At 67.3% G+C, this 23,540-nt stretch carries 25 protein-coding genes; 18 read left to right on the top strand and 7 right to left on the bottom strand.

The features are described from left to right. Window positions 1-250 precede the first annotated feature (250 nt). The 5 genes from OVA13_RS17305 to OVA13_RS17325 all read left to right on the top strand — a co-directional run bounded on the left by OVA13_RS17305 (window position 251) and on the right by OVA13_RS17325 (window position 5,537). Window positions 251-1,222 carry an aldo/keto reductase gene (locus OVA13_RS17305; RefSeq protein WP_267791686.1) on the top strand — a complete coding sequence of 324 codons (972 nt, stop codon included), beginning with the start codon at window positions 251-253 and terminating at the stop codon, window positions 1,220-1,222. A 91-nt stretch (window positions 1,223-1,313) separates the two neighbouring features. Continuing rightward, complete coding sequence (locus OVA13_RS17310; protein WP_267791687.1) at window positions 1,314-1,520, top strand: hemin uptake protein HemP; 207 nt, start codon at window positions 1,314-1,316, stop codon at window positions 1,518-1,520. Window positions 1,521-1,672: 152 nt separating this feature from the next. Next, the gene (locus OVA13_RS17315) at window positions 1,673-3,916 is read left to right on the top strand and encodes a TonB-dependent hemoglobin/transferrin/lactoferrin family receptor (RefSeq protein WP_267791688.1); all 2,244 of its coding nucleotides are present in this window, start codon (window positions 1,673-1,675) and stop codon (window positions 3,914-3,916) included. A 14-nt stretch (window positions 3,917-3,930) separates the two neighbouring features. Next, a complete protein-coding gene (locus tag OVA13_RS17320) occupies window positions 3,931-4,578 on the top strand; it encodes a Hemin transport protein (RefSeq protein WP_267793569.1) in 648 nt (215 codons plus the stop codon). Continuing rightward, complete coding sequence (locus OVA13_RS17325) at window positions 4,575-5,537, top strand: DUF6607 family protein (protein WP_267791689.1); 963 nt, start codon at window positions 4,575-4,577, stop codon at window positions 5,535-5,537. Before OVA13_RS17320 ends, OVA13_RS17325 begins: the two co-directional genes overlap by 4 nt. A gap of 116 nt (window positions 5,538-5,653) precedes the next feature. On the opposite strand, the gene OVA13_RS17330 is transcribed toward OVA13_RS17325, so the two are convergent. From OVA13_RS17330 to OVA13_RS17340, 3 genes are read right to left on the bottom strand one after another with little or no spacing between them, the layout of a single operon-like run. Further along, window positions 5,654-6,811, bottom strand: a complete 1,158-nt coding sequence (locus OVA13_RS17330; RefSeq protein ID WP_267791690.1) for a PDZ domain-containing protein — start codon at window positions 6,809-6,811, stop codon at window positions 5,654-5,656. A gap of 31 nt (window positions 6,812-6,842) precedes the next feature. After that, a complete protein-coding gene (locus tag OVA13_RS17335) occupies window positions 6,843-7,604 on the bottom strand; it encodes a hypothetical protein (RefSeq protein WP_267791691.1) in 762 nt (253 codons plus the stop codon). Beyond that, complete coding sequence (locus OVA13_RS17340) at window positions 7,597-8,160, bottom strand: RNA polymerase sigma factor (RefSeq protein WP_267791692.1); 564 nt, start codon at window positions 8,158-8,160, stop codon at window positions 7,597-7,599. Before OVA13_RS17340 ends, OVA13_RS17335 begins: the two co-directional genes overlap by 8 nt. A gap of 166 nt (window positions 8,161-8,326) precedes the next feature. On the opposite strand from OVA13_RS17340, the gene OVA13_RS17345 reads away from it, so the two are divergent. The 9 genes from OVA13_RS17345 to OVA13_RS17385 all read left to right on the top strand — a co-directional run bounded on the left by OVA13_RS17345 (window position 8,327) and on the right by OVA13_RS17385 (window position 14,720). Further along, the gene (locus OVA13_RS17345; protein WP_267791693.1) at window positions 8,327-9,283 is read left to right on the top strand and encodes an SPFH domain-containing protein; all 957 of its coding nucleotides are present in this window, start codon (window positions 8,327-8,329) and stop codon (window positions 9,281-9,283) included. Between the two features lie 3 nt (window positions 9,284-9,286). After that, window positions 9,287-9,718 carry an NfeD family protein gene (locus OVA13_RS17350; RefSeq protein ID WP_267791694.1) on the top strand — a complete coding sequence of 144 codons (432 nt, stop codon included), beginning with the start codon at window positions 9,287-9,289 and terminating at the stop codon, window positions 9,716-9,718. Between the two features lie 3 nt (window positions 9,719-9,721). After that, window positions 9,722-10,234, top strand: coding sequence for a hypothetical protein (locus OVA13_RS17355; RefSeq protein ID WP_267791695.1), 513 nt, complete (start codon window positions 9,722-9,724; stop codon window positions 10,232-10,234). A gap of 62 nt (window positions 10,235-10,296) precedes the next feature. Beyond that, window positions 10,297-11,433 carry a glycine cleavage system aminomethyltransferase GcvT gene (gene gcvT / locus OVA13_RS17360; protein WP_267791696.1) on the top strand — a complete coding sequence of 379 codons (1,137 nt, stop codon included), beginning with the start codon at window positions 10,297-10,299 and terminating at the stop codon, window positions 11,431-11,433. An 8-nt stretch (window positions 11,434-11,441) separates the two neighbouring features. Beyond that, a complete protein-coding gene (locus tag OVA13_RS17365) occupies window positions 11,442-12,062 on the top strand; it encodes a 2-hydroxychromene-2-carboxylate isomerase (protein WP_267791697.1) in 621 nt (206 codons plus the stop codon). An 84-nt stretch (window positions 12,063-12,146) separates the two neighbouring features. Then, on the top strand, window positions 12,147-12,542 hold the full coding sequence (gene gcvH / locus OVA13_RS17370) for a glycine cleavage system protein GcvH (protein ID WP_267791698.1): 396 nt from the start codon (window positions 12,147-12,149) through the stop codon (window positions 12,540-12,542). A gap of 228 nt (window positions 12,543-12,770) precedes the next feature. Continuing rightward, on the top strand, window positions 12,771-13,004 hold the full coding sequence (locus tag OVA13_RS17375; protein WP_267791699.1) for a hypothetical protein: 234 nt from the start codon (window positions 12,771-12,773) through the stop codon (window positions 13,002-13,004). A 631-nt stretch (window positions 13,005-13,635) separates the two neighbouring features. After that, window positions 13,636-14,070, top strand: a complete 435-nt coding sequence (locus OVA13_RS17380) for a hypothetical protein (RefSeq protein ID WP_267791700.1) — start codon at window positions 13,636-13,638, stop codon at window positions 14,068-14,070. A gap of 116 nt (window positions 14,071-14,186) precedes the next feature. Beyond that, window positions 14,187-14,720, top strand: a complete 534-nt coding sequence (locus OVA13_RS17385; protein WP_267791701.1) for an SRPBCC family protein — start codon at window positions 14,187-14,189, stop codon at window positions 14,718-14,720. A 55-nt stretch (window positions 14,721-14,775) separates the two neighbouring features. Here OVA13_RS17385 and OVA13_RS17390 read toward each other — a convergent pair whose 3' ends face one another. After that, on the bottom strand, window positions 14,776-16,185 hold the full coding sequence (locus tag OVA13_RS17390; protein WP_267791702.1) for a serine hydrolase domain-containing protein: 1,410 nt from the start codon (window positions 16,183-16,185) through the stop codon (window positions 14,776-14,778). Between the two features lie 87 nt (window positions 16,186-16,272). On the opposite strand from OVA13_RS17390, the gene OVA13_RS17395 reads away from it, so the two are divergent. Together OVA13_RS17395 and OVA13_RS17400 are read left to right on the top strand one after the other, a co-directional pair. Continuing rightward, entirely contained in the window at window positions 16,273-16,872 is a 600-nt protein-coding gene (locus OVA13_RS17395) for a LemA family protein (RefSeq protein ID WP_267793570.1), read from the top strand. Between the two features lie 118 nt (window positions 16,873-16,990). Next, window positions 16,991-18,910, top strand: coding sequence for a M48 family metallopeptidase (locus tag OVA13_RS17400; RefSeq protein ID WP_267791703.1), 1,920 nt, complete (start codon window positions 16,991-16,993; stop codon window positions 18,908-18,910). Window positions 18,911-18,913: 3 nt separating this feature from the next. Here OVA13_RS17400 and OVA13_RS17405 read toward each other — a convergent pair whose 3' ends face one another. Next, entirely contained in the window at window positions 18,914-20,557 is a 1,644-nt protein-coding gene (locus OVA13_RS17405) for a GMC family oxidoreductase (protein WP_267791704.1), read from the bottom strand. Window positions 20,558-20,777: 220 nt separating this feature from the next. Here OVA13_RS17405 and OVA13_RS17410 point away from each other — a divergent pair, with 220 nt between their 5' ends. Further along, window positions 20,778-22,139, top strand: coding sequence for an NTP/NDP exchange transporter (locus OVA13_RS17410; protein ID WP_267791705.1), 1,362 nt, complete (start codon window positions 20,778-20,780; stop codon window positions 22,137-22,139). A 58-nt stretch (window positions 22,140-22,197) separates the two neighbouring features. Then, a complete protein-coding gene (locus OVA13_RS17415) occupies window positions 22,198-22,557 on the top strand; it encodes a DUF1304 domain-containing protein (protein WP_267791706.1) in 360 nt (119 codons plus the stop codon). Window positions 22,558-22,615: 58 nt separating this feature from the next. Here the strand turns inward: OVA13_RS17415 and OVA13_RS17420 are convergent, their stop codons facing one another. Both OVA13_RS17420 and OVA13_RS17425 read right to left on the bottom strand, forming a co-directional pair. Continuing rightward, the gene (locus tag OVA13_RS17420) at window positions 22,616-22,996 is read right to left on the bottom strand and encodes a hypothetical protein (protein ID WP_267791707.1); all 381 of its coding nucleotides are present in this window, start codon (window positions 22,994-22,996) and stop codon (window positions 22,616-22,618) included. A gap of 28 nt (window positions 22,997-23,024) precedes the next feature. Next, window positions 23,025-23,507 (bottom strand): hotdog fold domain-containing protein, encoded by a 483-nt coding sequence (locus OVA13_RS17425; protein ID WP_267791708.1) that lies wholly within the window; start codon window positions 23,505-23,507, stop codon window positions 23,025-23,027. Between the last annotated feature and the right edge of the window lie 33 nt (window positions 23,508-23,540).

Consider the following 23,540-nt stretch of genomic DNA (forward strand, 5'->3'; position numbering starts at 1 on the left):
GGCCCGGGTAAGCACGACGCCTGCCTTCGGTCTTGCCCGGCGGAAGCCAGAAGCTTCGCCCCGCGCACCATGGTCTGCGACCAAGTGTGTTGACGCGCGGAACCCGCTTGCCGCGGGTGGGCTACTCCCCGGAGGAGGAAAGTGCGCGCATTGTAGCCAGCCCCGCATGATCGGGGCGGAGTCGTTCTCATTTGGCGTGGGCCGGCACGGGCGCGCGGTAGGATGGACCCTCCCGCAGCAGGGGTGGATCATGCGCTACCGTCGCCTGGGCAGTTCCGGTCTCCCGCTCTCCGCACTGTCCTTCGGTGCCTGGGTGAATTTCGGCCAGCAGGTGGGGCGCAGCGAGGCGCGCGAGCTGCTGGCGCTGGCGTGGGAGCACGGGGTCAATTTCTTCGACAACGCCGAGGTCTATGGCCATGGCGTCGCCGAGCAGGTGATGGGCGATGCCCTGCGCGACCTGCGTCTGCCGCGCGACGGTTATTGCATCTCCAGCAAGGTCTATTTCGGTGCCTGCGAAGACCCCAGGCCCACGCAGCGCGGCCTGTCGCGCAAGCATGTGACCGACGCCTGCCACGCCGCGCTGCAACGCCTGCGCGTGGACTACCTTGATCTCTTCTATTGCCATCGCCCCGACCCGGAAACCCCGGTGGAAGAAACGGTGCGCGCGATGGATGCGCTGGTGCGCCAGGGAAAGATCCTCTACTGGGGAACGTCGGAATGGCCGGCGGCGCGCATCCGCGAAGCGGCCGATGTCGCACGAAGGCACCACCTGCAGGGGCCGACGATGGAGCAGCCGCAGTACAACCTGCTGCATCGCCAGCGCGTGGAGCTGGAATACGCGCCGCTGTACGCCGAACTCGGCCTCGGTACGACGACCTGGTCGCCACTGGCCTCCGGCTTGCTGACCGGCAAGTACGACACCGAGGTGCCGGCCGATTCGCGACTTGGCCAGGTCGGGCACGGCTGGCTGCGCGACCTGGCGTTCGGCGACCCGGGCAGTCATCGCCGCGAGCGGGTGCGGCGGTTCACCCGGCTGGCAGGGGAACTGGGCGAAAAACCGGCGCCCCTGGCGATTGCCTGGTGCCTGCGCAATCCGCACGTCTCCAGCGTCATCCTGGGCGCCAGCCGGCCCGAACAGCTGCGGGAGAATCTCGGCGCGCTTGACCTGGTGGAGCGCTACGACGACGCCGTATGGGCGCGATTGACGGCCGCCGCGGACTGATCGCGCCACACATCGGTCGGCCCGTGTCGCCCTATTGACTCGCAAATAAGAATCATTATCATCTGAATCCGTTCCACCACGGAGCTTCCCGATGATCACCAACGTCACTCCCTTGCCGAACGTGGATGCCTCGCTGCTGCGCGAGCGTCTGGGCTCACCGGTCCAGGCGCCCGTCGCAGAAGAATCGCTCGACAGCGAACTGCTGCTGAAAGGGCGCCGCGAGATCCTGATCCGGCATGGCGACCGCGTCTACCGCCTGCGCCACACCAGCAACGACAAGCTGATCCTCACCAAGTAAACCGCATTGCCAGCGCTGCCGCAGCGGGCGAAAGCCTCCGCTCCGGTGTCGCGTTCCACCACAACCTGATCTCTCCACCTGGGCGCCAGCCATCGGAATACCGGCCGCCAGCCTTCCGGGTTTTCCCACACCCTTAGGAAAGCTGTACGCCGATGATGCGCCCCACGCTGCTGAGCACCGCTCTGTGGCTGGCATTCGCCAGCCTCGCCCATGCCGAAACCGCTGCCGATACCTCCGGCGCCCCCTCTTCTTCCGCCGATGCGGCCACGCACGAATTCGAGCGCATCCAGGTCACGGCCACGCGCAGCGAGCGCGCCATCGGTGATGTGCCGAACACCGTCAGCGTCATCGACCGCGAAGAACTGGACGACCACCTGGTCCGCGACATCAAGGATCTGGTCCGCTACGAACCCGGCGTGTCGGTGACCTCGAGCTTCGGCCGCTTCGGCTTGGGCGGTTTCCGCATCCGTGGACTGGACGGCAACCGTGTGCGCATCCAGACCGACGGCATTCCCGTGTCCGACGCGTTCTCGATCGGCAGCTTCTCCAACGCCAACCGCGACTTCGTCGATCTCGACACGCTGAAGCAGGTGGAAATAGTCCGTGGTCCGTCCAGTTCGCTGTACGGCTCGGATGCACTCGGTGGCGTGGTCTCGTTCATCACCAAGGATCCGTCCGACTATCTGGAAGACGGCAAGGACGCGTACTTCGGCTTCAAGCTGGGCTACGACAGCAGCTGGGATGGCCTGTTCGGTGGCGCCACGGCGGCCTTCGGTGGCGAGCGCTGGAGCGGACTGGTGGCCGTCAGCCATCGCCAGGGGCAGGAAACCGAGAACCAGGGCAGCGTCGGCGGCACGGGCGCGACGCGCACGCAACCCAATCCCCAGGAGCGCGATGGCCGCAGCCTGCTGACGAAGCTGGTGTTCGCGCCCAGCGAGGACCAGCGCTTCAAGCTGACGGTGGAAGGCAACGAGGACAGCGCCGATACCGACCTGCTGACGCAGCAGGGCTTCCAGTCGCTGACGCGCGCCACCAACGTGTCGGTCATCGCGCGCGATCACCAGACCCGTGCGCGCGTCGCGTTCACCCACGAATGGGACCAGCTCGGCACCGCGTTCGCCGACAGCCTGGACTGGCAGATCTATCGCCAGGACAGCGAAACCACCCAGTACACGCGCGAGGACCGGACCCTGCCGGCGCCGACGCTGCGCGACATCCGCGAGCGCGAGTTCAATTTCGACCAGCGCACGTACGGCCTGCAGGCCAACTTCCGCAAGCGCTTCGGCGAAGGCGTGCGCCATGACCTGGCCTACGGGCTGGATGTGTCGCAGACCGAGACGCGCCAGAAGCGCGATGGCCTGCGTACGTTCCCGCTGACCGGCACCAGCACGCCGGTGATGTCGCCCGATGTGTTTCCGGTGCGCGACTTCCCGGTCAGCGAGACCACCAATGCCGCGCTTTACGTACAGGACGAGATCAGCTTCGCCGACGGTGCCTTCCGCCTGGTGCCGGGACTCCGCGTGGACCACTACCGTCTGCAGCCCGAGCTTGACCCGATCTTCGCCGGTGACAATCCGGGCGTGGCGGTGGTGGACATCACCGAAACCAGTGTCTCGCCCAAGCTTGGCATGGTGTGGCACTTCGCACCGGACTGGTCGCTGTTCGGCGGCTACGCGCATGGCTTCCGCTCACCGCCCTACAACGACGTCAACATCGGCTTCACCAATGTGCAGTTCGGTTATACCGCCATCGCCAATCCGGACCTGAAGCCGGAAACCAGCGACGGCCTGGAACTGGGCGTGCGTTTCTCGGGCGAGGCGGTCTATGCAAGCCTGTCGGGCTACTACAACCGCTATGACGATTTCATCGAATCCATGCGCTTCATCGGTTTCAACGCCGATGGCCTGATGATCTACCAGTCGCAGAACATCGCCGAAGCCGAAATCCATGGCGTGGAAGCCAAGGCCGGCGTGGACTTCGGCGCACTGTCCGATGCATGGGCAGGCTGGTCGCTGCGCGGCGCGGCGGCGTGGTCGCGTGGCGAGGACCGCAGTAACGGCACGCCGCTGGACAGCGTGGATCCGCTGACCGCGACGCTGGGCCTGGCGTATGACCAGGACACCTGGGGGGCCGAACTGGCGGGCCGGTTCGTGGACCGCAAGGACCGGGTTTCCGATCCGTCCTACTACCAGCAGGGGGGATACGGCGTGCTCGACCTGTACGCGCACTGGAATTTCGCACCGGGAGCCAAGTTCAACGTGGGCGTGTTCAACCTGGCGGACCGCAAATATTCCGATGCCGGTGACGTGCCACTGGTCGCCGACACCAGCACCACGCTGGACCGTTACACCGCGCCGGGCCGCACGCTGTCGGCCAGTCTCTCGGTGAACTGGTAGCCGCCGTGACCCGCGTGCCGGGGCATCCGGGCAGCGTGCGCTTGCATCAGGCGGGCCGGTTGCCCACGTCCCGGCAACTGGCTGCACTGGGCACGGTGCTGTGCCTCTATCGCACGCAGCACGGCAGCGAGCTTGCCGGCTGGCACCAGGCCGTGCGCGCGGAAGTCTGCGCCGGTCTGGACAGCGATGGTCTGAACGAAAGCGTGGTGTTCTTCGATGCGGCCGGTCGCTGCTGCTGGCGTCTCTGCCTGTTGCCCGACAGCGATTTCGTGGCCTGGGATCGCCTGATCGACGCGCTGCCCGCACGTGCAGAGAACGCCGGCGAAGGCCTGGGCGAACGCCTGTGGCGGCGCCTGGCCGGAAGGCTGTCGAACGGGCAGTGGCGTGCCTGCGCGCTGCGCCTGCATGCCGTGGCGCAGGAGGTCGCACCGCAGGCGCAAGCCACGCCATGGCTGGCGGCCAGCCTGGCAACGGTCTCGCCTCTGGGCGTGGCCACGGCGCGCAGGATCGCACTTGCCGAAGGTGCCGAGGCGGATGCGTCGATCGATGACTGTTGTTGCGCGGCATCGGCTTGCCCGGCTGGGCCGCGCGTGGATGGAAAAGGTGCGGGGGACGGCGACGTGATCCCGCTGGTCAGATTCAAACAGAGAGAAGCCTCATGAAGAAACCGGTAGCCGTTCTGCTTGCCACCACCGCCATATGTGTTTCCACCCAGGCGGAGGCCGCGACCGATCCCGCGCGTGACCGCCAGTCGATCCTCGCGATGCAGGGTGACTATGTCGTCGATTTCGCTTTCGACGAGACGGTGCTGCTGCAGCCGGGGTATGAACGCCAGGCCGCCATGCGCAGTGGTGGCGACGAGACCGTCATCGTGGTGGAAGACACGCCCACACGGATCGTGCTGCAGCACATCCTGGTGGACGCCAAGAGCGGCCACGTGACCAAGCACTGGCGCCAGGACTGGACCTACCAGGCACCGACCCGCTTCGAGTTCACCGCCGACCAGACGTGGCATGTGCGCGCCGTCGATGCCGCGCTGAACGCGGGTGCCTGGACCCAGTGCGTCTACGAAGTCAGCGATGCGCCGCGCTACTGCGGTACGGGTCGCTGGGACTACGCCAACGGCGTGGCCACCTGGACCAGCGACGTCAGCTGGCGTCCGCTGCCGCGCCGCGAATACACCAAGCGCAGCGACTACAACGCGCTGGCGGTGGTCAATCGCCACACGCTGACGCCGAACGGCTGGACGCACGAGCAGTTCAATACCAAGGTGTTGCGCAAGCCCGACGGCACGCAGGTGGAACTGGCGCGCGAGTTCGGCTTCAACGATTACCAGAAAACCGTCGATGTCGACTTCAAGCCGGCCCGCGACTACTGGCAGGCCACCGCCGCCTACTGGGCCAAGGTGCGCGCGCACTGGGACGGCTTCCTGTCCAGCGCGCCGGGCGTACACCTGAAGACCAAGGTCGACGGCATGGCGATGATCATCCCGTTGTTCACCCAGGCCAGCGACGTGCAGGCAGGAAAGCCGGTGACCGATGCGCAGATCGCGGCGGTGTTCACGCAATGGGTCGACAACGCACCCGCCGAAGTAAACGCATCGGCGCGGGTGGCGAAGTAGGCAGGTTTGAACCGGCACAGGGACGTGCCCTTCCGTCTTCCGCACCTCGTCAACAAAAAAAGCCCCCGCGTTCGGCGGGGGCAGGGGATTCACGGGAGCAGGTTTCTTGTAATGGCTCAAAGCGGGATGGAGGCGGGCGCGGCGGCTGGCGTGTCGTTGTCTTCGAAGGTCTGCACGTTGCCATCCTGGTCGACGATGACCATGCGTCGCTTCTCGATGGCCTGGGGCGTAGTCGCGCCGTGTGGCAGCGGGTGCTGGCGCAGCGCGATGCGCGGCGCCACGGGCAGGCGCAACGGCATGGACCTGGGCACGGTGATGATGGCGGTGCGCGGCTGGCGGTCACGCAGGTACTCGATGGCCACCTTGGCGTCTTCGGGCTTGCCGCGCAGGGCATCCATCACGTCGCGTGGTGACGACACGGCCTTGCCTTCGACCTTGCGGATCACGTCGCCGGCCTGCAGTTCGTCCAGGTCGTCCCCGCGGGACAGGACCAGCACACCTGCATCGGTGCCGAAGTAGCGACCCAGCGAGGCATCCACCGTCGCGAGATTGAGGCTGCTCCAGCGGAAGGCCTCCGCCAGCAGCGGCAGCTGGCAGTCGTCGCCCTTGCAGTCCTCCAGCTTGCCCAGGCGGCGAAGTTCGCGCTGCACTTCCGGTGCGATGCCCATGCGCAGTTCATCCAGCGGCAAGGGCACGCCCTCCAGCCATGGCATGCCTGCGCCATCGCCGGGCATCGCCGACGCCGGTGCCGCGCCGACGGCGCGGCTGGAGAACGCCATGCGCGGACTGCTCAGCGAGGGCGTAACGCGCACGGACTGCGTGCGGCCGTCGCGCTGGTAGTCCAGCGCAACCGGGGTGCCGGCAGCGAGATCGGCCAGCGCAAGGCGTGCATGCGCCAGCCTGGCTTCGGCGTCCTTGCCGGTGATCGGGTTGCCGGCGATCTTCAACACCCTGTCGCCCGCTTTCAGGCCGGCCTTGGCCGCGCCGCTGTCGGGCGTGACGCCGGTGATGCGCACGCCGGCTTCGGCGTCGCCGGCAAGCAGTACGCCCAGGCGGGGTTGGGGTCGGCTCACGCGATCGATATGGATCGCCGCAGGCAGCGCGCCGGATTGCCGGGACAGATCGGCGACGCGTTTGGCCGCGCGCTGCAGATCGGCACGGGCGGCTTCCAGTTCCTTCTGTTTCGTTGCCGTGTCGTCCTGTTGGGCGAGGCCGTCGAACGGACACATCAGTGCGAGCGAAAGCAGGGTGGCGGTGAACAGGGTCGGTTTCATTCGGGCCTCTTGGCGTGATGCTCGTGGCGGATCAATAGACGGACGGATCGGTGTGCGGCAGCTCGCCCCGCGCGACTTGCCAGCGCTGCGTGGTGGCCACGCCGGTCAGCTGGCGCAGCGTGTCCACGCGTTGCTGCCAGAGATCGGCCTGCGCATCGGAGGACATCGCGGGCTGCGACAGGGCGGCGTCGATGCTGGCCACGCGATCCTGCAGCCCGGCGGACAGCGCTTCCGTGGCGGCATTGGCAACCTGTGAATCCGGCAGCTGCGCCAGCACGGCCTCGAGCTGCGCGGATTCGGCATACAGCGCGTCGAGGGGATCCGGCCCCGAGGGTTCAACACGTCGTGCGGCGACGACAGGCGCGTGGCCGGCCGTCGCGCGGTTGCGATCGGGCGGGGAAACCACGCCGACGTCGCCATCGACGACAGTCGCGCTCTCTGCTGCAAGGCGCGGCATTTCCTCCGATGGCGGAACCCGCGGACGTGCTTCTCCATATATATGTGTGGGAACCGCCGCCGGGCGCGCGCTGGCCTGGCGTTCGACGACGCCCGGCGTGGCAGGCGGTGCCGGCCGCGTGAACTGCCATGCCGGCACCGACACGACCACCATCACCGCGGCCATCATCGCAGCGCGGTGCCACCGGCGTTGACGGGCAGACCGTACGGACAAGGTGGGGGGCAGGCGAGCGGCCAGCGTCGACCAGCCGTCCGATGGCGGCGTTTCCATGGGAAGTGCGGCGAGTGCGTCGCCCCAGTCGCGTGGCGCCGGGCGATGTGCGCGGGAATCAGGCATGGGCGGGTTCCTCGATCTGCAGCAGCGCTCGCAGGCGGCGGGTGCCCCGCGACAGCTGTGACTTGGAGAAGCTGGGCGTGCGCTGCATCAGCGTGGCGATCTCGTCGTGCGTATAGCCCTCGGCGTGGTACAGCCACAGCACGCTGTGGGTGCTCGCGGGCAGTGATTCAAGCGCGCGCTGCAGCAGGGCGGCGTCGGCGGCTGCCGGTGGCGGCAGGCCGTGGTCCTCGGGCAGGTCGTCTTCGTCCACGGCGATCTCGGCGACCAGCCGCTTCTGCCGGCGCAGCCGCAGCAGTGCCTCGTTGACGGCGATCTGTCGCAGCCAACCCCAGAACGGGCTGTCGCCGCGGAAATCGGGCAGGTGGTGGAAGAGCTTGAGCATGGTGTCCTGCAATACCTCGCTGGCCGCCTCGCGATCGCCACAGATGCGCAATGCCAAGGTGAAAACCGGACGCTCGAATCGCCGGTACAGCTGCTCGAACGCGTCCTGCCCGCCTGCACGGGCGCGGGCGACCAGGCTTTCCGGCACATCGATGGCGAACGAAGACCTTGGCAAGCGGGCGGTTTCGGTGGGCTGTCAGGGAATAGGGATGCCGCAGCGGGCAATACCGTCGCAGCGACCGGAAAGTTCCTCCCGCGCGTCCTTCGCCGGCCGACGCCGGGCCACCGCCGCCGAGGTCTATACTCGACGCGTATCCGTGGATTCGAGGGGGAGAACAACGATGTTCGAGACAAGCTTCGTGGCGATCGTCCTGCTGGTCGCCGGCATCATCATCCTGTTCAAGACCGTGCGGATGGTGCCGCAGGGGTTCGAATGGACCGTCGAGCGTTTCGGCAAGTACACGCACACGCTGGACCCGGGCCTGCACTTCCTGTTCCCGATCGTCTACGGCATCGGCCGCAAGATCAACGTGATGGAACAAGTGCTGGACGTGCCCAGCCAGGACGTCATCACCAAGGACAACGCCGTGGTCAAGGTGGACGGCGTGGTGTTCTTCCAGGTGCTGGACGCGGCCAAGGCTGCGTATGAAGTCTCCAACCTGGAGCAGGCCACCATCGCGCTGGTGCAGACCAACATCCGTACCGTGATCGGCTCGATGGACCTGGACGAGTCGCTGAGCCAGCGCGAAACCATCAACGCCCAGCTGCTCAACGTGGTCGACCAGGCCACCAATCCCTGGGGCATCAAGGTCAACCGCATCGAGATCCGCGACATCCAGCCGCCGCGCGACCTGGTGGATGCCATGGCGCGGCAGATGAAGGCCGAGCGCGAGAAGCGCGCGCAGATCCTGGAGGCGGAGGGTTCGCGCCAGTCCGAGATCCTGCGCGCCGAAGGCGAGAAGCAGGCGGCGGTGCTGGAAGCCGAGGGCCGCAAGGAGGCCGCGTTCCGCGATGCCGAGGCGCGCGAGCGCCTGGCCGAAGCGGAAGCCAAGGCTACCCAGATGGTCAGCGATGCCATCGCGAAGGGCGACGTGCAGGCGATCAACTACTTCATCGCGCAGAAGTACGTGGAAGCCTTCAAGGAACTGGCCACGGCGCCCAATCAGAAGTTCGTGCTGATGCCGATGGAAAGCAGCGGCATCATCGGCTCGATCGCCGGCATCGCCGAACTGGCCAAGGAAGCGCTGACCAAGCAGCAGGCCGCGCCCCCGCGCGTGCCGCCGCGGGCGGGGGGCTGAGCCATGCGCTGGGATGTGGCGGGTTGGGCCGCGGTGGCCTTGCTGCTGTTCGCGGCGGAAACGATGGCGCCGGGCGCCTTCATGCTGTGGATGGGATTCGCGGCGGCGCTGGTCTTCCTGGGCGTGCTGCTGGTGGATGGCATTCCGCTGCTGGCACAGGTGGCGGCCTTCGTCGTGCTCAGCTTCATTTCCATCCAGATCTATCGCACCTGGTTCCGCGGCAAGGCACGCGAGAGCGACAAGCCCTTGCTCAACCGCCGTGCCGAACAGCTGGTCGGCAAGGTCGCGACACTGGACCAGGCCATCATGGGCGGCCGCGGCCGGGTCAAGATCGACGATGCGTTCTGGGTAGTGGATGGCCCCGACCTGCCGGTGGGCACGCGCGTGCGTGTGGTGGCCGTGGACGGAATGACGCTGAAGGTCCAGGAGGCCTGAGCCATGCGCACGGCGATGCTCGGTTGGCTGACATCGCTGCTGGCTGCTTCGCCCACCGCCACACCGGAACTGGTGGGCAAGGTGGTACCGCCGTACCCGGAGGGGCTGCAGGACATCGGCGGCAGCTGCGTGTCCGATTCCGCCGACCCGGCGCGCGTCTGCGATTACGCCATCACCCTGCTGGCATCGACGCCCCTCGAGGATGACGTGGTGCCCGAGCCGCGCTACGTGATGGCGGGAAAGATGGTCGGCCGCGATGGTGCACGCGCGCGCTGGCAGGTCACCGACGCGGTGCCGTATCCGCGGGTGGCGCCAGGCTATTACCTGCAGTTCGGTACGTGCCGCCTGCAGGGCCGGAACGATGCCCGCGTCGCCGCCATCGTGCGCCAGCACGGCATGCAGGCGTGGCTCGACGACGTCGCCTGGGCCGGTCGCCTTGAGCTGCCTGCCGGGCGCTTCACCGTGCTCGATACCCGGGCCGTCGACTGCATCAACGAGGCCTACGACGGCCTGTAGCAGGCAATCCGCGCGCGCGGCGGGCTTCTGGGATAATGCGCTTCTTTGTCCCGGACGCCGTCATGACCCAGAAGACCATCCTCAACGACACCCATCGCGCGCTCGGCGCCAAGATGGTCGACTTCGGCGGCTGGGACATGCCCATCCACTACGGCTCGCAGATCGAGGAACACCACCTGGTCCGCCGCGACGCCGGCATGTTCGACGTCAGCCACATGACCGTGGTGGACCTGCGCGGCGCGCGCACGCGCGCGTTCCTGCGCCACCTGGTCGCCAACTCCGTGGACAAGCTGCAGAAGCCGGGCAAGGCGCTGTACACCACCATGCTGGACCGGAACGGCGGCGTGATCGACGACCTGATCGTCTACTTCATGGCCGAGGACTTCTTCCGCCTGGTGGTCAACGCCGCCACCCGCGACAAGGACCTGGCGTGGATCACCGCCCAGGCCGCCGCCTTCGACGTGCAGGTCAGCGAGCGCCCCGAGTTCGCGATGATCGCCGTGCAGGGCCCGACCGCGCGCGAGCGCGTGCAGGGGCTGCTGCGCGAAACCGACCGTGCCGGCGCAGCCAAGCTGGCACGCTTTGCCGCGATGGATGCGCAGACCGCCACCGGTATTCCCCTTTTCGTCGCGCGCACCGGCTACACCGGCGAGGACGGTTACGAGATCGTGTTGCCGGAAAACGAAGCGGTCGCCTTCTGGAATGCGCTGCTCGACGCCGGCGTCAAGCCGGCAGGCCTGGGGGCGCGCGACACGCTGCGCCTGGAGGCCGGCATGAACCTCTATGGCCAGGACATGGACGAGACCGTCTCGCCGTACGAAGCGGCGCTTGCCTGGACGGTGGCGCTGGACGTGGGTGCTGATTCGAAGCCGCGCGACTTCATCGGCCGCGACGTGCTGGAACAGCAGAAGGCCAACGGCGTGCCGCGCCAGCTCATCGGCCTGGTGATGGACGAGAAGGGCGTGCTGCGCCACGGCCAGAAGGTGCTCACCGCGCATGGCGAGGGCGAGATCCTCTCCGGCACCTTCTCCCCCACCCTGGGCAAGGCCATCGCCTTCGCGCGGGTGCCGGCCGGCGATATCGCGCTGGGTGCGGAAGGCGGCGTGCGGGTGGACATCCGCGGCAAGGAAGTGCCGGTGCGCGTGGTGAAGTTCCCGTTCGTGCGCGACGGCCAGCCGCAGCCAGGCGTGCTGGACTGAGCGGCGTCGTGGCGGCCACGGTCGACTACTTCTTCTCGCTGGTATCGCCGTATGCCTACCTCGGGCATGCGGCGTTCCTGGAGGTCGCCCGCCGGCATGGCGTGGCCGTTCGCTACCGTCCCGTGCACATGCTGGAAGTGTTCGCCGCCGCCGGAGGCGTCCCGTTGGGGCAACGCCCCGCATCGCGCCAGCGCTACCGCCTGCTTGAACTGCAGCGCTGGCGGGCCGCACGCGATCTCCCGCTGAACCTGCATCCCCGCTTCTTCCCGGTGGACGCGTCGCTGGCCGACCGCGCCGCCATCGCGCTGCTGCATGCGGACCGGGATCCTGCCGACTACATGCTGTCGGTGTTCCGTGCGCTGTGGGTGGAAGACGCCGACATCGCCGACCCGCAGGTGCTGGCGACATGCCTGGCCATGCAGGGCCATGACGCCGCGAAGGTGCTCGCGTCCGCCGGGGCGGATGGCGTCCATGCCGAGTATCAGGCCAACACCGAAGCGGCGATGAGGGCGGACCTGCCCGGCGTGCCCGGCTATGTGCGCGACGGCGAAGCCTTCTGGGGGCAGGACCGCATCGCGCAGCTGGACGACGCGCTGCGCAGTGGACGCGCGGCCTTCCTGCCCACCTGACAGGCGGTGCTTCCTTCACCGCCTGCTTACTCCGCTAAACTATCGTTCCTGTCCCGACCCACTGTTCGAATCCGGAGTAGCCCCATGAGTGAGATTCCTGGCGATCTTAAATTCCTCAAGTCCCATGAATGGGCGCGCGTCGAAGGTGGTGGCCGCATCACCGTCGGCATTTCCGACCACGCGCAGGGCCTGCTGGGCGACCTGGTCTATGTCGAACTGCCCAACGTGGGCGACCGCATCGAAGCCGGCAACGCCAGCGCCGTCGTCGAGTCGGTGAAGGCCGCTTCGGACGTCTACAGCCCGGTCACCGGCAAGGTCGTCGAGGTGAACACCGCCCTCAGCGACAAGCCCGAGACCATCAACGAGGACGCCTACGGCGAAGGCTGGATCTTCGTGATCGAAGCCGAAGAGCCCGACCAGCTCAACGAGCTGCTGTCGCCGGACGACTACGCCGAACTGCTGGAAGACGAAGACCACTAAGCCGGTCTTCCCTGCGGATACCCGGGGAGCCGGGAGTGGTGGATCGACGATCCGCCATTCCCTGGCTCCCCGTTTCGTTTCCGGAAGCGTGGCGACATGCCAGGGACGTGACATGCCGTTCGTCGGCAGCGGTGCGCTGGAGCCAGGCGCGCCAGATGATTGACGCGCACATCACCGCGTCGGCCGCGCGCGGCGCCATCATCGAGCGGCGTTCGGGACGGATCGCCCATGCCGCTGGCCGAGATCCGTGCGCAAGGCGAGTGGCGACGTCGTGCTTCGCCAAGGGCATCGAAGGTCACGCCGCACGGTGCCGATGTGTCGCTCGTCGCGTCGCTGCGGTGCGTCGGCACGCCGCGATCGGCTGCCGACGATGCCTTCGGCGGCGAAAAATTCTTGCGCAAATCGACGCATTCCGGCTTGTGCGACGCGAAATCCGGCACCCCCTGCGAAAGTTTTTTTTAGCCGCCGTTCAACCCTGCAGGACGCCTTCGAAGGTCGCGCGTCCGCGACCCGAGGCATCGCCTCCATGATGCGTGCGCATCGCACGCGAAAAAAAAACATGCGTTTTCCCGATGTTTTTTTACAAGGGCTTCCTGCATGGGTGCGCATGACGCCTTCGTTGCCGGCACGGGCGACGACCGCGGGCGTGTCGAACGACCGGGTGGCGCGACGCCCGCTCCCGAAAAAAGTTTCGCTAAAGTGTTGACACCTTGAAAAACCGTGATTAGGTTTCGCCCCAGCAGAGCATGCTGCGGAAGCGAGTGAGTCGAATCAACACGACAGCGCGAGAGACAACAAGGCCAATCGTCCGCACCGGGATCTCGGTGGACGCAGGGTTCGCTTCCCCCCGAAAAACGCATCGCCCCATTTCCAGAGCACCCGTGTCGCCGCGCGACGCGGGTGTTTTCGTATTTGTAGGGAGCCGGGTTTCGCACGCCCGACCCCCTGGAGAATCCGCACTGCCGCGCTGGTCGCGGTGGCGGCTGCCGGCGGGTCCGACTCCCGCGGCGTTTCTTGCAACTGGGCCTGCCTGCGGGCAGATGTGCTGTAACCAGATGTACCAATCCATAGTTCATTGACGAGGAGCCATCACATGGCAACGAAGAAAGCTGCGAAAAAGAAACCGGCTGCCAAAAAGGCCGCCAAGAAGGCCACCAAGAAGTCGGCGGCCAAGAAGACCGTGAAGAAGGCAGTGAAGAAGGCTGCCAAGAAGGTCGCCAAGAAGGTCGCCAAGGCCAAGAAGGCAGTGAAGAAGGTCGCCAAGAAGGCTGCGAAGAAAGTAGCCAAGAAGCCGGCGAAGAAGGCTGCCAAGAAGACCGCCAAGAAGGCCACCAAGAAGGCTGCCAAGAAAGTAGCCAAGAAGCCTGCCAAGAAGGCTGCCAAGAAGACCGCGAAGAAGGCTGCCAAGAAAGTAGCCAAGAAGCCGGCCAAGAAGGCCGCGAAGAAGGCCGCCAAGAAGCCTGCCAAGAAGTCCAAGAAGAAAGCGGCCCCGGTCGCGCTGCCGGCAACTCCGGCTCCGCTGATCTAAGCCAACCCCGATTAGCCGTAACACCATGGACTCTCTCCCCGATGCCCAGCGGGGGGAGAGTTTTTTTATGGGCGACCGGTTAGCCTGTCGCCGTCCGTGACCGGGAGGAGAGACGCATGAGGATCATCAAGTGGGTGTTGGCCGTGATCGTCGGCCTGGGCTTGCTGGCGGGGGTAGGCAGCCTGCTGCTGCCGGCCAGCACGCACGTCGAGCGGGCCATCACCATCGACCGCAGCCCGGAGCAGGTCTACGCCACGCTCAACTCGTTCGAGCGCTTCTCCGCCTGGTCGCCCTGGGCCGAATACGACCCGCAGGCCAGGTACACCTTCGAGGGACCGGCCAGCGGCGTGGGCGCGCGCATGCGCTGGGTGGGAAATCGTTCGGTGGGCAGCGGCAGCCAGCAGATCACCGAAAGCATCCCGCACCGGAAGATCGTGGTGGCCTTGGACTTCGATGGCAGTGTGGCCCGCGCCACCTACCTGATCGAACCCGCAGGCAGCGGCACGCGGTTGACCTGGGCCTTCGACAGCGACCATGGATACAACCCGTTCGGCCGCTGGCTGGGCCTGCTGTTCGACCGGATGATCGGTGCGGACTACGAGAAGGGCTTGTTGAAGCTGAAGGGCCTGCTGGAAAGCACGCAGGCCTGAGCGGCAGCGCCACGCGCGTACCACCGCCGTGCGGCGGTACGGGCGACTCGGGAACTTACTGGGGCGTCGCCTTGGCCCGCTGCGAGGACGTGCCGCTCTCTTCGTTTGGCGGCATGGCCGGTGAGTCGGCCATCAGCAGGTCGTAATCGCTCGGCGTATCGACCCACGGTTGCCCAGGGATGCCCATCGCGCGATCCAGGATGGTAGGCAGCAGGCCTGAGGGCAGCGAACTGTCGCTGTTCCAGACGATCGCCACGCCCAGGTCGCGTTCCGGCAACAAGGCCACCAGACCGCGGTAGCCCTGCACGGCGCCGGCATGGAACACCACCGGCTGTCCCGCGTAGTCGAACACCCGCCAGCCCAGCGCGTAGCTGGCCGCATGCAGGCGTTCGCGACGCCAACCGGCGCGCATTTCGCCGGGCGTGGAGATGATGGGCGCGTGCAGCGTGGCCAGCAGCGGTGCGGGCAACACGTCGGTGCGGTGGCCGGTCTGCGCCAGCAACCATTGCGCCAGGTCGCTGGCGCTGGCGTTGACGCCGGCGGCCGGTGGCAGGCGGTAGTAGGTGGGCTTGGGCGTCAGCGACACCCAGCCGTTGCGGCTGCGCACGTGCGGGCGCGCCCAGCGCGTGCTGCCCTGGATGCCGGAGAGCCCCACGCTGGCGTCATTCATGCCCAGCGGCTTGAAGATGCGGCGGTCGAGCGCCTGGTCGTAGAACGTGCCCGACGCAGCGAACACCACGTCGCCCACCAGGCTGAAGGCCACATTCTGGTAGGCATAGCACTGGCCCGGTGCGCACTTCAGCGGGGCGTAGGCCAGCTTGCGGGTGACGTCGTAGTAATCGGCGTTGCCCTCGATGTCGCGGTCGAACGCGTTGTGCGACTGCAGGCCGACGCGGTGGCTCAGCAGATCGGCCACGGTCACCCGCGATGCCGCGGCCGAATCGCTGAGCTGGAAGCCCGGCACGTACTGGCTGACCTTGCTGTCCCATCGCAGCGAACCGTCGTTGACCATCAGGCCGGTCAGCGTGCTGGCGAACGCCTTGGACAGCGAAGCCAGGCGGAACACGGTGTGCGAATCCACCGCCTGCGGTGCGGCCACGTCGGTGACCCCGTAACCGCGCGCACTCAGCACGCGGCCGTTGTGCACGATGGCCATCGCCATGCCGGGCACGCGCTGGCCCACCGTCAGCTGCTGCGCCATCCTCTCGAAGCTGGCAACGTCAAAGCCCTGAGCCAATGGCAACATCCGCTGCTCGGCCAGTGCGGTACGGTAGGGGCGTGGCTGCGTGGGCGAGGAGTAGTGCGTGCCCGTGCTGACCGGGGCAGCGCTGGTGGTCGCCGGACTGGCGGTGTCGTTCCAGCGCAATGGCGTCTGTGCGGTGGAGGACAGCGTCAGGGGCAACAGCATGCCGACCAGCCCGAACCTGAGGGACTGCATCGTCCGCCGTGTACCCTTGTGTTTCATTTTGCGCGTGGCCTGCATGAGCTCTTGCTGTCGGGGATCATAACGCCGCTTTTTTCGATTGCACAAACCGGGAGAAGTTCCATGTCCATGTTGTTCATCCTGCTTCTGATTATGGGTGTGGCGGCCGTCGCAGTTATCTGGGGCGTTGGCATCCATAACGGCCTGGTGGCGGCACGCAACGCATTCAGGAATGCTTTCGCGCAGATCGATGTCCAGCTGCAGCGGCGCTTCGACCTGATTCCCAATCTGGTGGAGACGGCCAAGGGCTATCTGAACCACGAGCGCGAAACCCTGGAATCCGTGGTGGCGGCGCGTTCAGCGGCGCAATCGGGCCTGGCGGCGGCCAAGGCCCATCCTGGCGATCCTGGTGCCATGGCGCAGCTGGCGGCGGCGCAGGGGCAGCTGAACGCGGGTCTGGGCCGCCTGCTCGCGGTGGCGGAGGCCTATCCGGATCTGAAGGCCAACCAGAACATGATGCAGCTGACGGAGGAGCTGACCTCCACCGAGAATAAGGTGGCGTTCGCGCGCCAGGCCTACAACGATGCGGTGATGGCCTACAACAACAGGCGCGAGATGTTTCCCTCCAGCGTGGTGGCGGGTGCGTTCAACTTCACCCCCGCCGCGTTGCTGGACATCCCGGCGGAGAAGGTCGCCCAGGTGCGCGAGGCGCCGAGGGTGCAGTTCTGATCCGTCGCCCGGCGTGACGGCGTGCATGCGTCCTGTGCGGGGAGCGCCGGACGCGGGGAACCAGGCGACGAGTGCAGGCCCGGCGTGGCAGGGCAGATTGGACAAGGGGAATGATGCGATGAATTTCTTCGAGCACCAGGCCGCGGCACGGCGTGGATCGTGGCGGATGGTCATGCTGTTCGCGCTGGCCGTGGCGGGCATCGTCGCGGTGGTGGATGTGGTGGTGCTGGTGCTGCTCGGCAGCCAGCTGTGGGACGGTGGCGAAGGCAGTGGCTCGGTCGTCGGCGTGTTGCTGCTGGCCACGCTGGGCACGCTGGCGGTGATCGGGTTGGGTTCGCTTTACCGGCTGGCCTCGCTGCGCACGGGCGGCGAAGCGGTAGCCCAGCAGATGGGGGGCAGCGAAGTGCCGCCGCAGACCACGGATCCCTCGTTGCGCCGGCTGCGCAACGTGGTGGAGGAGATCGCGATCGCCTCCGGCGTGCCGGTGCCGCGGGTGTATGTGCTGGAGAACGAAGCCGCGATCAATGCCTTCGCCGCCGGCTATTCGCCCGCCGACGCGGCGGTGGCCGTCACCCGCGGCGCGCTGGACCGCTTGAACCGCGACGAGCTGCAGGGCGTCATCGCGCACGAGTTCAGCCACATCCTCAATGGCGACATGCGGCTGAACATCCGACTGATGGGCGTGCTGTTCGGCATCATGATGCTGGGCATCGTCGGTCAGCGCGTGCTGGTCTACGGACGTGGCGCGCGCGGCAGGGACGGCGTGGCCGTGCTGGGGATCGCGATGGCGGCAATGGTGGCCGGCGGCGTGGGGCTGTTCTTCGGCCGCATGATCAAGGCGGGTGTGAGCCGTCAGCGCGAACTGCTGGCGGATGCGTCCGCCGTGCAGTTCACCCGGCAGACGGCGGGGCTGGCCGGCGCGCTGAAGAAAATCGGCGGCCTGTCCGCCGGTTCGACACTGGAGGACAAGGGCAAGGTGGAGGAAGTCAGCCACATGCTGTTCGGCGAGGGGCGTGCGTTCTCGCGCCTGTTCGCCACCCATCCGCCCCTGCTGCAGCGCATCCGCATGCTGGACCCGCTGTTCGGCAAACAGCAACTGGACGACCTGACCCGCCGTTGGGCGGTCTCGCCCCCGGACGGGCGGCAGGAAGACATCGCGAAAGGGCTGGCCGCACGCGAGCCTTCCGCATTGCCGCCGCCATCGACTTCCATCCCGCTGACGCCGGCGATGGTCGCCGCGCAGGTCGCCACGCCCACGCCCGACGACTACCGCCGCGCCCACGTCATCGCCACCGAGCTGCCGGAGCAACTGCACGCGCTGGCGCGCGACCGCGAACAGGTCATGCCCTTGCTGCTGGGCCTGGTGCTCGATGCCGCGGAAACGGTGGCCGCCCGCCAGCGTTTCGAGATCGCGGCACGCCTCGGCGCGCCCATGGCCGAGCGCGCCGTCGCGCTGCGCGAGACGCACCTGCGCCACCTGCACCCCATGCTGCGGCTGCCCCTGGCAGCGCTCGCCTTCCCGCTGCTGCGCCGCTTCCCGCGGCCGGAACTGGATGCCTTCATCGATACCGTCGACGCTGCGGCGCATGCCGACGGCAGCGTGTCGTTGTTCGAATACTGCCTGGCGCGGCTGTTGCAGGTGCAGGTGCGCGAAGCCCTCTCACCCGGCCGCGACAGACCGTTCGGGCGGCGCAAACCGCGCGATGTGCGCCAGCCGTTCGCCACGTTGCTGGCCGTCATCGCCCAGGCCGGGCACGACTCGCCGGCGAGGGCGCAACAGGCCTACCTGGCCGGCCTGCAGCGCGTGCTTCCACGCGACCATCTGCCCTACACGCCCCCGACGGGAGGCGTGCAGGCGCTGGATGAGGTCTGGGAGCCGCTGGATGGCCTGGATCCGCTGGCGAAGGAGCTGCTGGTGGAGGCCGTGGTCGCCGCGGTGAGCCATGACGGCCAGGTACGCGTGGAGGAAGCCGAGCTGCTGCGCACCGTCTGTGCGGTGCTGCATTGCCCCCTGCCCGCCATGCTGGAAGGCAAGTAATCGTCAGGCCGTCAGCGCGGGGTGCGGTGCGGCCTGCGGCACGACGGGTGTCGCTGAAGACAGGGGCACCCGCCCCCGGATCAGGTCCGAGGCCCGCTCGGCGATCATGATGGTGGGCGCGTTGGTGTTGCCGCCGATCAGGCGCGGCATCACCGAGGCGTCCACCACGCGCAGGCCCTGCAGGCCCTGCACGCGCAGCTCCGTATCCACCACCGCGCCGTCGTCGCTGCCCATGCGGCAGGTGCCGATCGGGTGGTAGACGGTTTCGGCCTTGGCACGGATGAAGTCCATCAACTCGGCGTCCGACAGATTGGTGCGGGCGGGATGGATGGGGGCGCCGCGGTAGGCGTCGAAGGCCTTCTGCGCGAACAGCTCGCGCGACAGCTTGGCGCATTCGACCATCATCTTCATGTCGAAGCCGTCCGGATCGCCCAGGTAATTGGCCTGGATGCGGGCGTCGGCGCGTGGATCGGCGCTGGCCAGGGTCACCTCGCCGCGGCTGCGCGGACGCAGGAAGCACGCATGCAGGGTATAGCCGTCGCCGGCCAGCCGGTTGCGGCCGTGGTCGTCCAGCATCGCCGGGACGAAATGCAGCTGGATGTCGGCGCGCTCGTCGGGTGCCAGCGCCGAACGTACGAACGCACCGCCTTCGGCGATGTTGCTGGTGCCGGGGCCGCGATGGCCGCGCAGGAAGTAATCGAAGGCGGTCTTCAGCTCGCTGGTACGGTCGTAGGTCACGCGTTGCGTCGAATGCTGCAGCGTGCAGATATCCAGGTGGTCCTGCAGATTGCGCCCGACGGCGGGCAGGTCATGCCTCACCGTGATGCCATGTTCGCGCAGGTGGTCGGCCGGGCCGATGCCCGACAGCATCAGCAGCTGCGGCGAATTGATGGCGCCACCGCTCACCAGTACCTCGCGCTCGCAGCGCACGGTCACCTCGTGTCCGCTGCGGGCGTAGGCCACGCCCACCGCGCGACCGTTCTCCAGCAGGATGCGCCGCACCAGCGCGCCGGTGACGATGTCCAGGTTCTGGCGGTCGCGCGCCGGGTTGAGGTAAGCCACGGCGCTTGAACAGCGGGCGCCGTCCTTCTGGGTGACCTGGTAGAAGCCGAAGCCTTCCTGCCGCGGACCATTGAAGTCGGCGGTGAGCGCGAAGCCCGCCTGCTCACCGGCCTGCAGGAAGGCCGATGACAGCGGGTTGGTGTAACGCAGGTCGGATACATGCAGCGGGCCGTCGCCGCCATGCAGCGCATCCGCGCCGCGGCTGTTGCGCTCGGAGCGCTTGAAGTACGGCAGCACGCTGGCCCAGTCCCAGCCCTCCGCGCCCGCTTCCGCCCAGTCGTCGTAATCGCCGGGCACGCCGCGGATGTAGCACATGGCGTTGATGGAACTCGAACCGCCCAGGACCTTGCCGCGCGGCCACCACAGCCGGCGTCCGTCGAGATGCGGTTCGGGCGCGGTGTCGTAGTTCCAGTTGACACCCTTCTGCCCGACCAGCTTGGCCAGGCCCGCCGGCATGTGGATGAAGGGGTGCCAGTCGCGCGGACCCGCTTCCAGCAGCAGCACGCGGCAGCTGGGATCTTCGGACAGGCGGTGGGCCAGCACGCAACCGGCGGAGCCGGCACCGATAATGACGAAGTCGTACACGCGTGGACCTGTTCCAGAGACCGACCGAACCTAGCCGCCGGGCATAGAGCAAATGCTCTGCCGCCGTGCCGGGCGCGCCGTGTCACACAACCGCGGGCGCTGTGGCGCCTGCCGCCTGCGCAAAGCTCTGGCGATGTTGCAGTGCATCGGATACCTTGCGCGCCAAGGCGGACCGGCGGGTCGCCCATCCCCTCCGCTTGCGCAGGAACTGCCCACGTTCATGAACGCGTCCGACGCTGCCTCGTCCCGGTTCGGCCGGTTGCGTACCGCCATGGACGAGTCGCCGCCGCTGCTGTGGTCGTTCGTCTACTTCTTCTGCCTGCTCAGCGGCTACTACGTGCTGCGGCCGGTGCGCGAGGCGATGGCCGCGTCCAGTGACATCGAGGCGGTGTTCCCGCCGGCGATGATCGCGTTCTTTGCCGACCGGGGCGTGGCGTTGAACGAATTCACCCTGCAGGTGATCTTCAGCCTGGTCTTCGTGATCATGCTGTTGCTGCAGCCCGTCTACGGGTGGCTGGTCAGCCGTTTCCCGCGCCGGGTCTTCCTGCCGGTGATCTACCTGTTCTTCATCGCCACGCTGCTGCTGTTCTACGCCATGTTCGACAGCGGCATCGCCGGGCGCGGGCTGGCTTTCATCCTGTGGATCACGGTGTTCAACCTGTTCGCCGTCGCCGTGTTCTGGAGTTTCATGGCCGACGTGTTCACCAATGCCGAAGCACGCCGGTACTACGGCTACATCGGTGCGGCCGGCACGGTGGGCGCGTTCCTCGGCCCGGCGCTGACCAAGGCGCTGGTCGAGCGGGTCGGGATCGCCAACATGATGCTGGTGTCGGCGTTCCTGTTCTCCGTCTGCGTGGTGTGCATCTTCAAGCTCAGGACCTGGGCGGTGGCGCGCGAAGCGGCGCGGAAGCAGGTCAGCGGCGAGATTCCGATGGGGGGCGAGGTGCTCGCCGGCCTGAAGCTGATCGCGCGCGAGCCGCTGCTGCGCTGGCTGGCCGTCATGGTGGTCATGGGGGTGGGCGTGGGCACGCTGCTGTACAACGAGCAGAACGCCATCGCCCGCACCATGTTCAGCTCGGCCGAAGCGCGCGCCAGCTATTTCGCCACGCTCGACCTGGCGGTCAATTCGCTGACCCTGGTGGTGCAGCTGCTGGTGACGCGCGCGTTGCTGTCGCGCTACGGCATTGCACCGGCGCTGCTGATCCCGGGCTGCGCGATCATCCTCGGCTTCTCGATTCTTTCGGCATCGCCGTTGCCGCTGATGGTGGCCATCGTGCAGGTGGTGACGCGCGCCAGCGAGTTCTCACTGGCCAAGCCCGCGCGCGAGACCATCTACACCCGCGTGGGGCGCGAGTGGCGCTACAAGGCGGGCGCCGCCATCGACACGGTCATCTACCGCGGCGGCGATCTGACCTTCGTCTGGCTGCACAAGCTGCTGTCGGCCTTCGGGTCCAGCGTGGTGTTCGGCGCCGGCCTGCTGGTGGCCAGCGGCATGACGTTCGCGGCGTGGCGCCTGCTGCGTGAAGAAGCACGGCTGCCCTCGGAGCGGGCCACGCCGGCGCCTGCTGCCAACGCCCCCTGAACCTGCATCGTGGGCGGGGCGGCGCTATGCTGCGCCGTGCCCTTCAAGGAGTGATTGAATGACCCTGGTTGCGTCCGTCCTGGTGGTGCTGGTCGCCCTGCTGCACGTGTATTTCCTGGTGCTGGAAATGTTCCTTTGGACCAGGCCCGTTGGCCTGAAGACCTTCCGCAACACGCCGGAGAAGGCGGAAACCACGCGCGTGCTGGCCGCCAACCAGGGGCTCTACAACGGCTTCCTGGCGGCCGGCCTGCTGTGGGGCCTGTGGACCGGCCAATGGAACGTGGTGGTGTTCTTCCTCGGTTGCGTGATCGTGGCGGCGCTGTACGGCGCGTGGAGCGTCAACAAGCGCATTCTCTATGTGCAGGGTGTGCCGGCCATCGCGGCACTGGCGGCTGTGCTTGTTGTGGGAGCGACGTGAGTCGCGACAACCTGTCCGTAACGCCTCATCGCGACCCACGTCGCTCCCACGATCGGGATCAGCGAAGGAACAGCGGCAGCGCGAACAGCAGTGCGCCCAGCACGAACAGGGCGGTCAACGCATGCACCAGTGGCCGGTTGATGCGCAGGAAAACGAACTGTTCCATCGTGCGCCCCACCCAGAACAGCGACATGAAGCCCAGCACGGCGTGGCCCAGCACGGTGCGCGCCAGCTCATCGGTGAACACGAAGCAGGCGGCGGCCACGCCCAGGAAAAAATAGATCAGCCGCAGGTTGAGGATCTGCATGATGGCGCGGTTGGCCACGCTGCTGCGGGCCAGGGTGTGCTTCCAGTCGAACAGTTTCCAGAAGCCCAGATGGAACAGCGCAAACGAAAGGCTGTGCAGGCCTGCCAGCTGGATCAACAGTTCAGGCGTCACGTCGCGGGTGGTCCGTGGTCCGCAGTACTCAGCGCGTTTCGCGCGCGGGCTTCGGAGACACCCACATGCTGATGCGTGCGCGGAACACAGGCTCGCCCTGCGGATCGCTGACCACCACGTCCATCGGCAGGTCGTAGCCTTCCGCCGATTCGCGGGGTTCGAACGCCGGCGTGGCGACGGCGGACAGAGTGCCCACCGCCTTCTTCAGGTATTCCACCGTCATGCCCTTGGGAATCCAGCGCATCGACCGCGGAATGCTGACGTCGGTGGTCAGCCCGCCGACGAATTCGGCCAGGTTGCACATCGCGATGGCGTGCACGGTGCCCAGGTGGTTGGTGACGGCGCGCCGATGGCGCAGGGTCGCTTCACCGCGGCCGGGTTCCAGCCGCACCATGCGCGGGCCGATGCTGCCGAAGTACGGCGCCTTGAAGCAGATCAGGCGCGAGAACAGCCAGTTGCCCAGCGGTTTCCGGCTCAGGTTGCGGTAGATCTTCAGGACATCCGCGCTCATCGTGGGCTCCTCTCGCGACGACGGCGGGACATG

It is taken from the genome of Pseudoxanthomonas sp. SL93, from assembly GCF_026625825.1.
In the GTDB taxonomy this organism is placed as follows: Bacteria; Pseudomonadota; Gammaproteobacteria; order Xanthomonadales; family Xanthomonadaceae; genus Pseudoxanthomonas_A.

Bases quoted from the DNA above. Each gene is read 5' to 3' on its own strand.
- OVA13_RS17415 (WP_267791706.1), top strand. From the start codon at position 22,198: ATGACCCTGGTTGCGTCCGTCCTGGTGGTGCTGGTCGCCCTGCTGCAC.
- OVA13_RS17315 (WP_267791688.1), top strand. From the start codon at position 1,673: ATGATGCGCCCCACGCTGCTGAGCACCGCTCTGTGGCTGGCATTCGCC.
- OVA13_RS17400 (WP_267791703.1), top strand. From the start codon at position 16,991: ATGAATTTCTTCGAGCACCAGGCCGCGGCACGGCGTGGATCGTGGCGG.
- OVA13_RS17335 (WP_267791691.1), bottom strand. From the start codon at position 7,604: ATGCCTGATTCCCGCGCACATCGCCCGGCGCCACGCGACTGGGGCGAC.
- OVA13_RS17305 (WP_267791686.1), top strand. From the start codon at position 251: ATGCGCTACCGTCGCCTGGGCAGTTCCGGTCTCCCGCTCTCCGCACTG.
- OVA13_RS17330 (WP_267791690.1), bottom strand. From the start codon at position 6,811: ATGAAACCGACCCTGTTCACCGCCACCCTGCTTTCGCTCGCACTGATG.
- OVA13_RS17380 (WP_267791700.1), top strand. From the start codon at position 13,636: ATGGCAACGAAGAAAGCTGCGAAAAAGAAACCGGCTGCCAAAAAGGCC.
- OVA13_RS17385 (WP_267791701.1), top strand. From the start codon at position 14,187: ATGAGGATCATCAAGTGGGTGTTGGCCGTGATCGTCGGCCTGGGCTTG.
- OVA13_RS17390 (WP_267791702.1), bottom strand. From the start codon at position 16,185: ATGAAACACAAGGGTACACGGCGGACGATGCAGTCCCTCAGGTTCGGG.
- OVA13_RS17345 (WP_267791693.1), top strand. From the start codon at position 8,327: ATGTTCGAGACAAGCTTCGTGGCGATCGTCCTGCTGGTCGCCGGCATC.
- gcvT (WP_267791696.1), top strand. From the start codon at position 10,297: ATGACCCAGAAGACCATCCTCAACGACACCCATCGCGCGCTCGGCGCC.
- OVA13_RS17355 (WP_267791695.1), top strand. From the start codon at position 9,722: ATGCGCACGGCGATGCTCGGTTGGCTGACATCGCTGCTGGCTGCTTCG.
- OVA13_RS17350 (WP_267791694.1), top strand. From the start codon at position 9,287: ATGCGCTGGGATGTGGCGGGTTGGGCCGCGGTGGCCTTGCTGCTGTTC.
- OVA13_RS17395 (WP_267793570.1), top strand. From the start codon at position 16,273: ATGTTGTTCATCCTGCTTCTGATTATGGGTGTGGCGGCCGTCGCAGTT.
- OVA13_RS17410 (WP_267791705.1), top strand. From the start codon at position 20,778: ATGAACGCGTCCGACGCTGCCTCGTCCCGGTTCGGCCGGTTGCGTACC.
- OVA13_RS17310 (WP_267791687.1), top strand. From the start codon at position 1,314: ATGATCACCAACGTCACTCCCTTGCCGAACGTGGATGCCTCGCTGCTG.
- OVA13_RS17425 (WP_267791708.1), bottom strand. From the start codon at position 23,507: ATGAGCGCGGATGTCCTGAAGATCTACCGCAACCTGAGCCGGAAACCG.
- OVA13_RS17325 (WP_267791689.1), top strand. From the start codon at position 4,575: ATGAAGAAACCGGTAGCCGTTCTGCTTGCCACCACCGCCATATGTGTT.
- gcvH (WP_267791698.1), top strand. From the start codon at position 12,147: ATGAGTGAGATTCCTGGCGATCTTAAATTCCTCAAGTCCCATGAATGG.
- OVA13_RS17375 (WP_267791699.1), top strand. From the start codon at position 12,771: ATGCCGCTGGCCGAGATCCGTGCGCAAGGCGAGTGGCGACGTCGTGCT.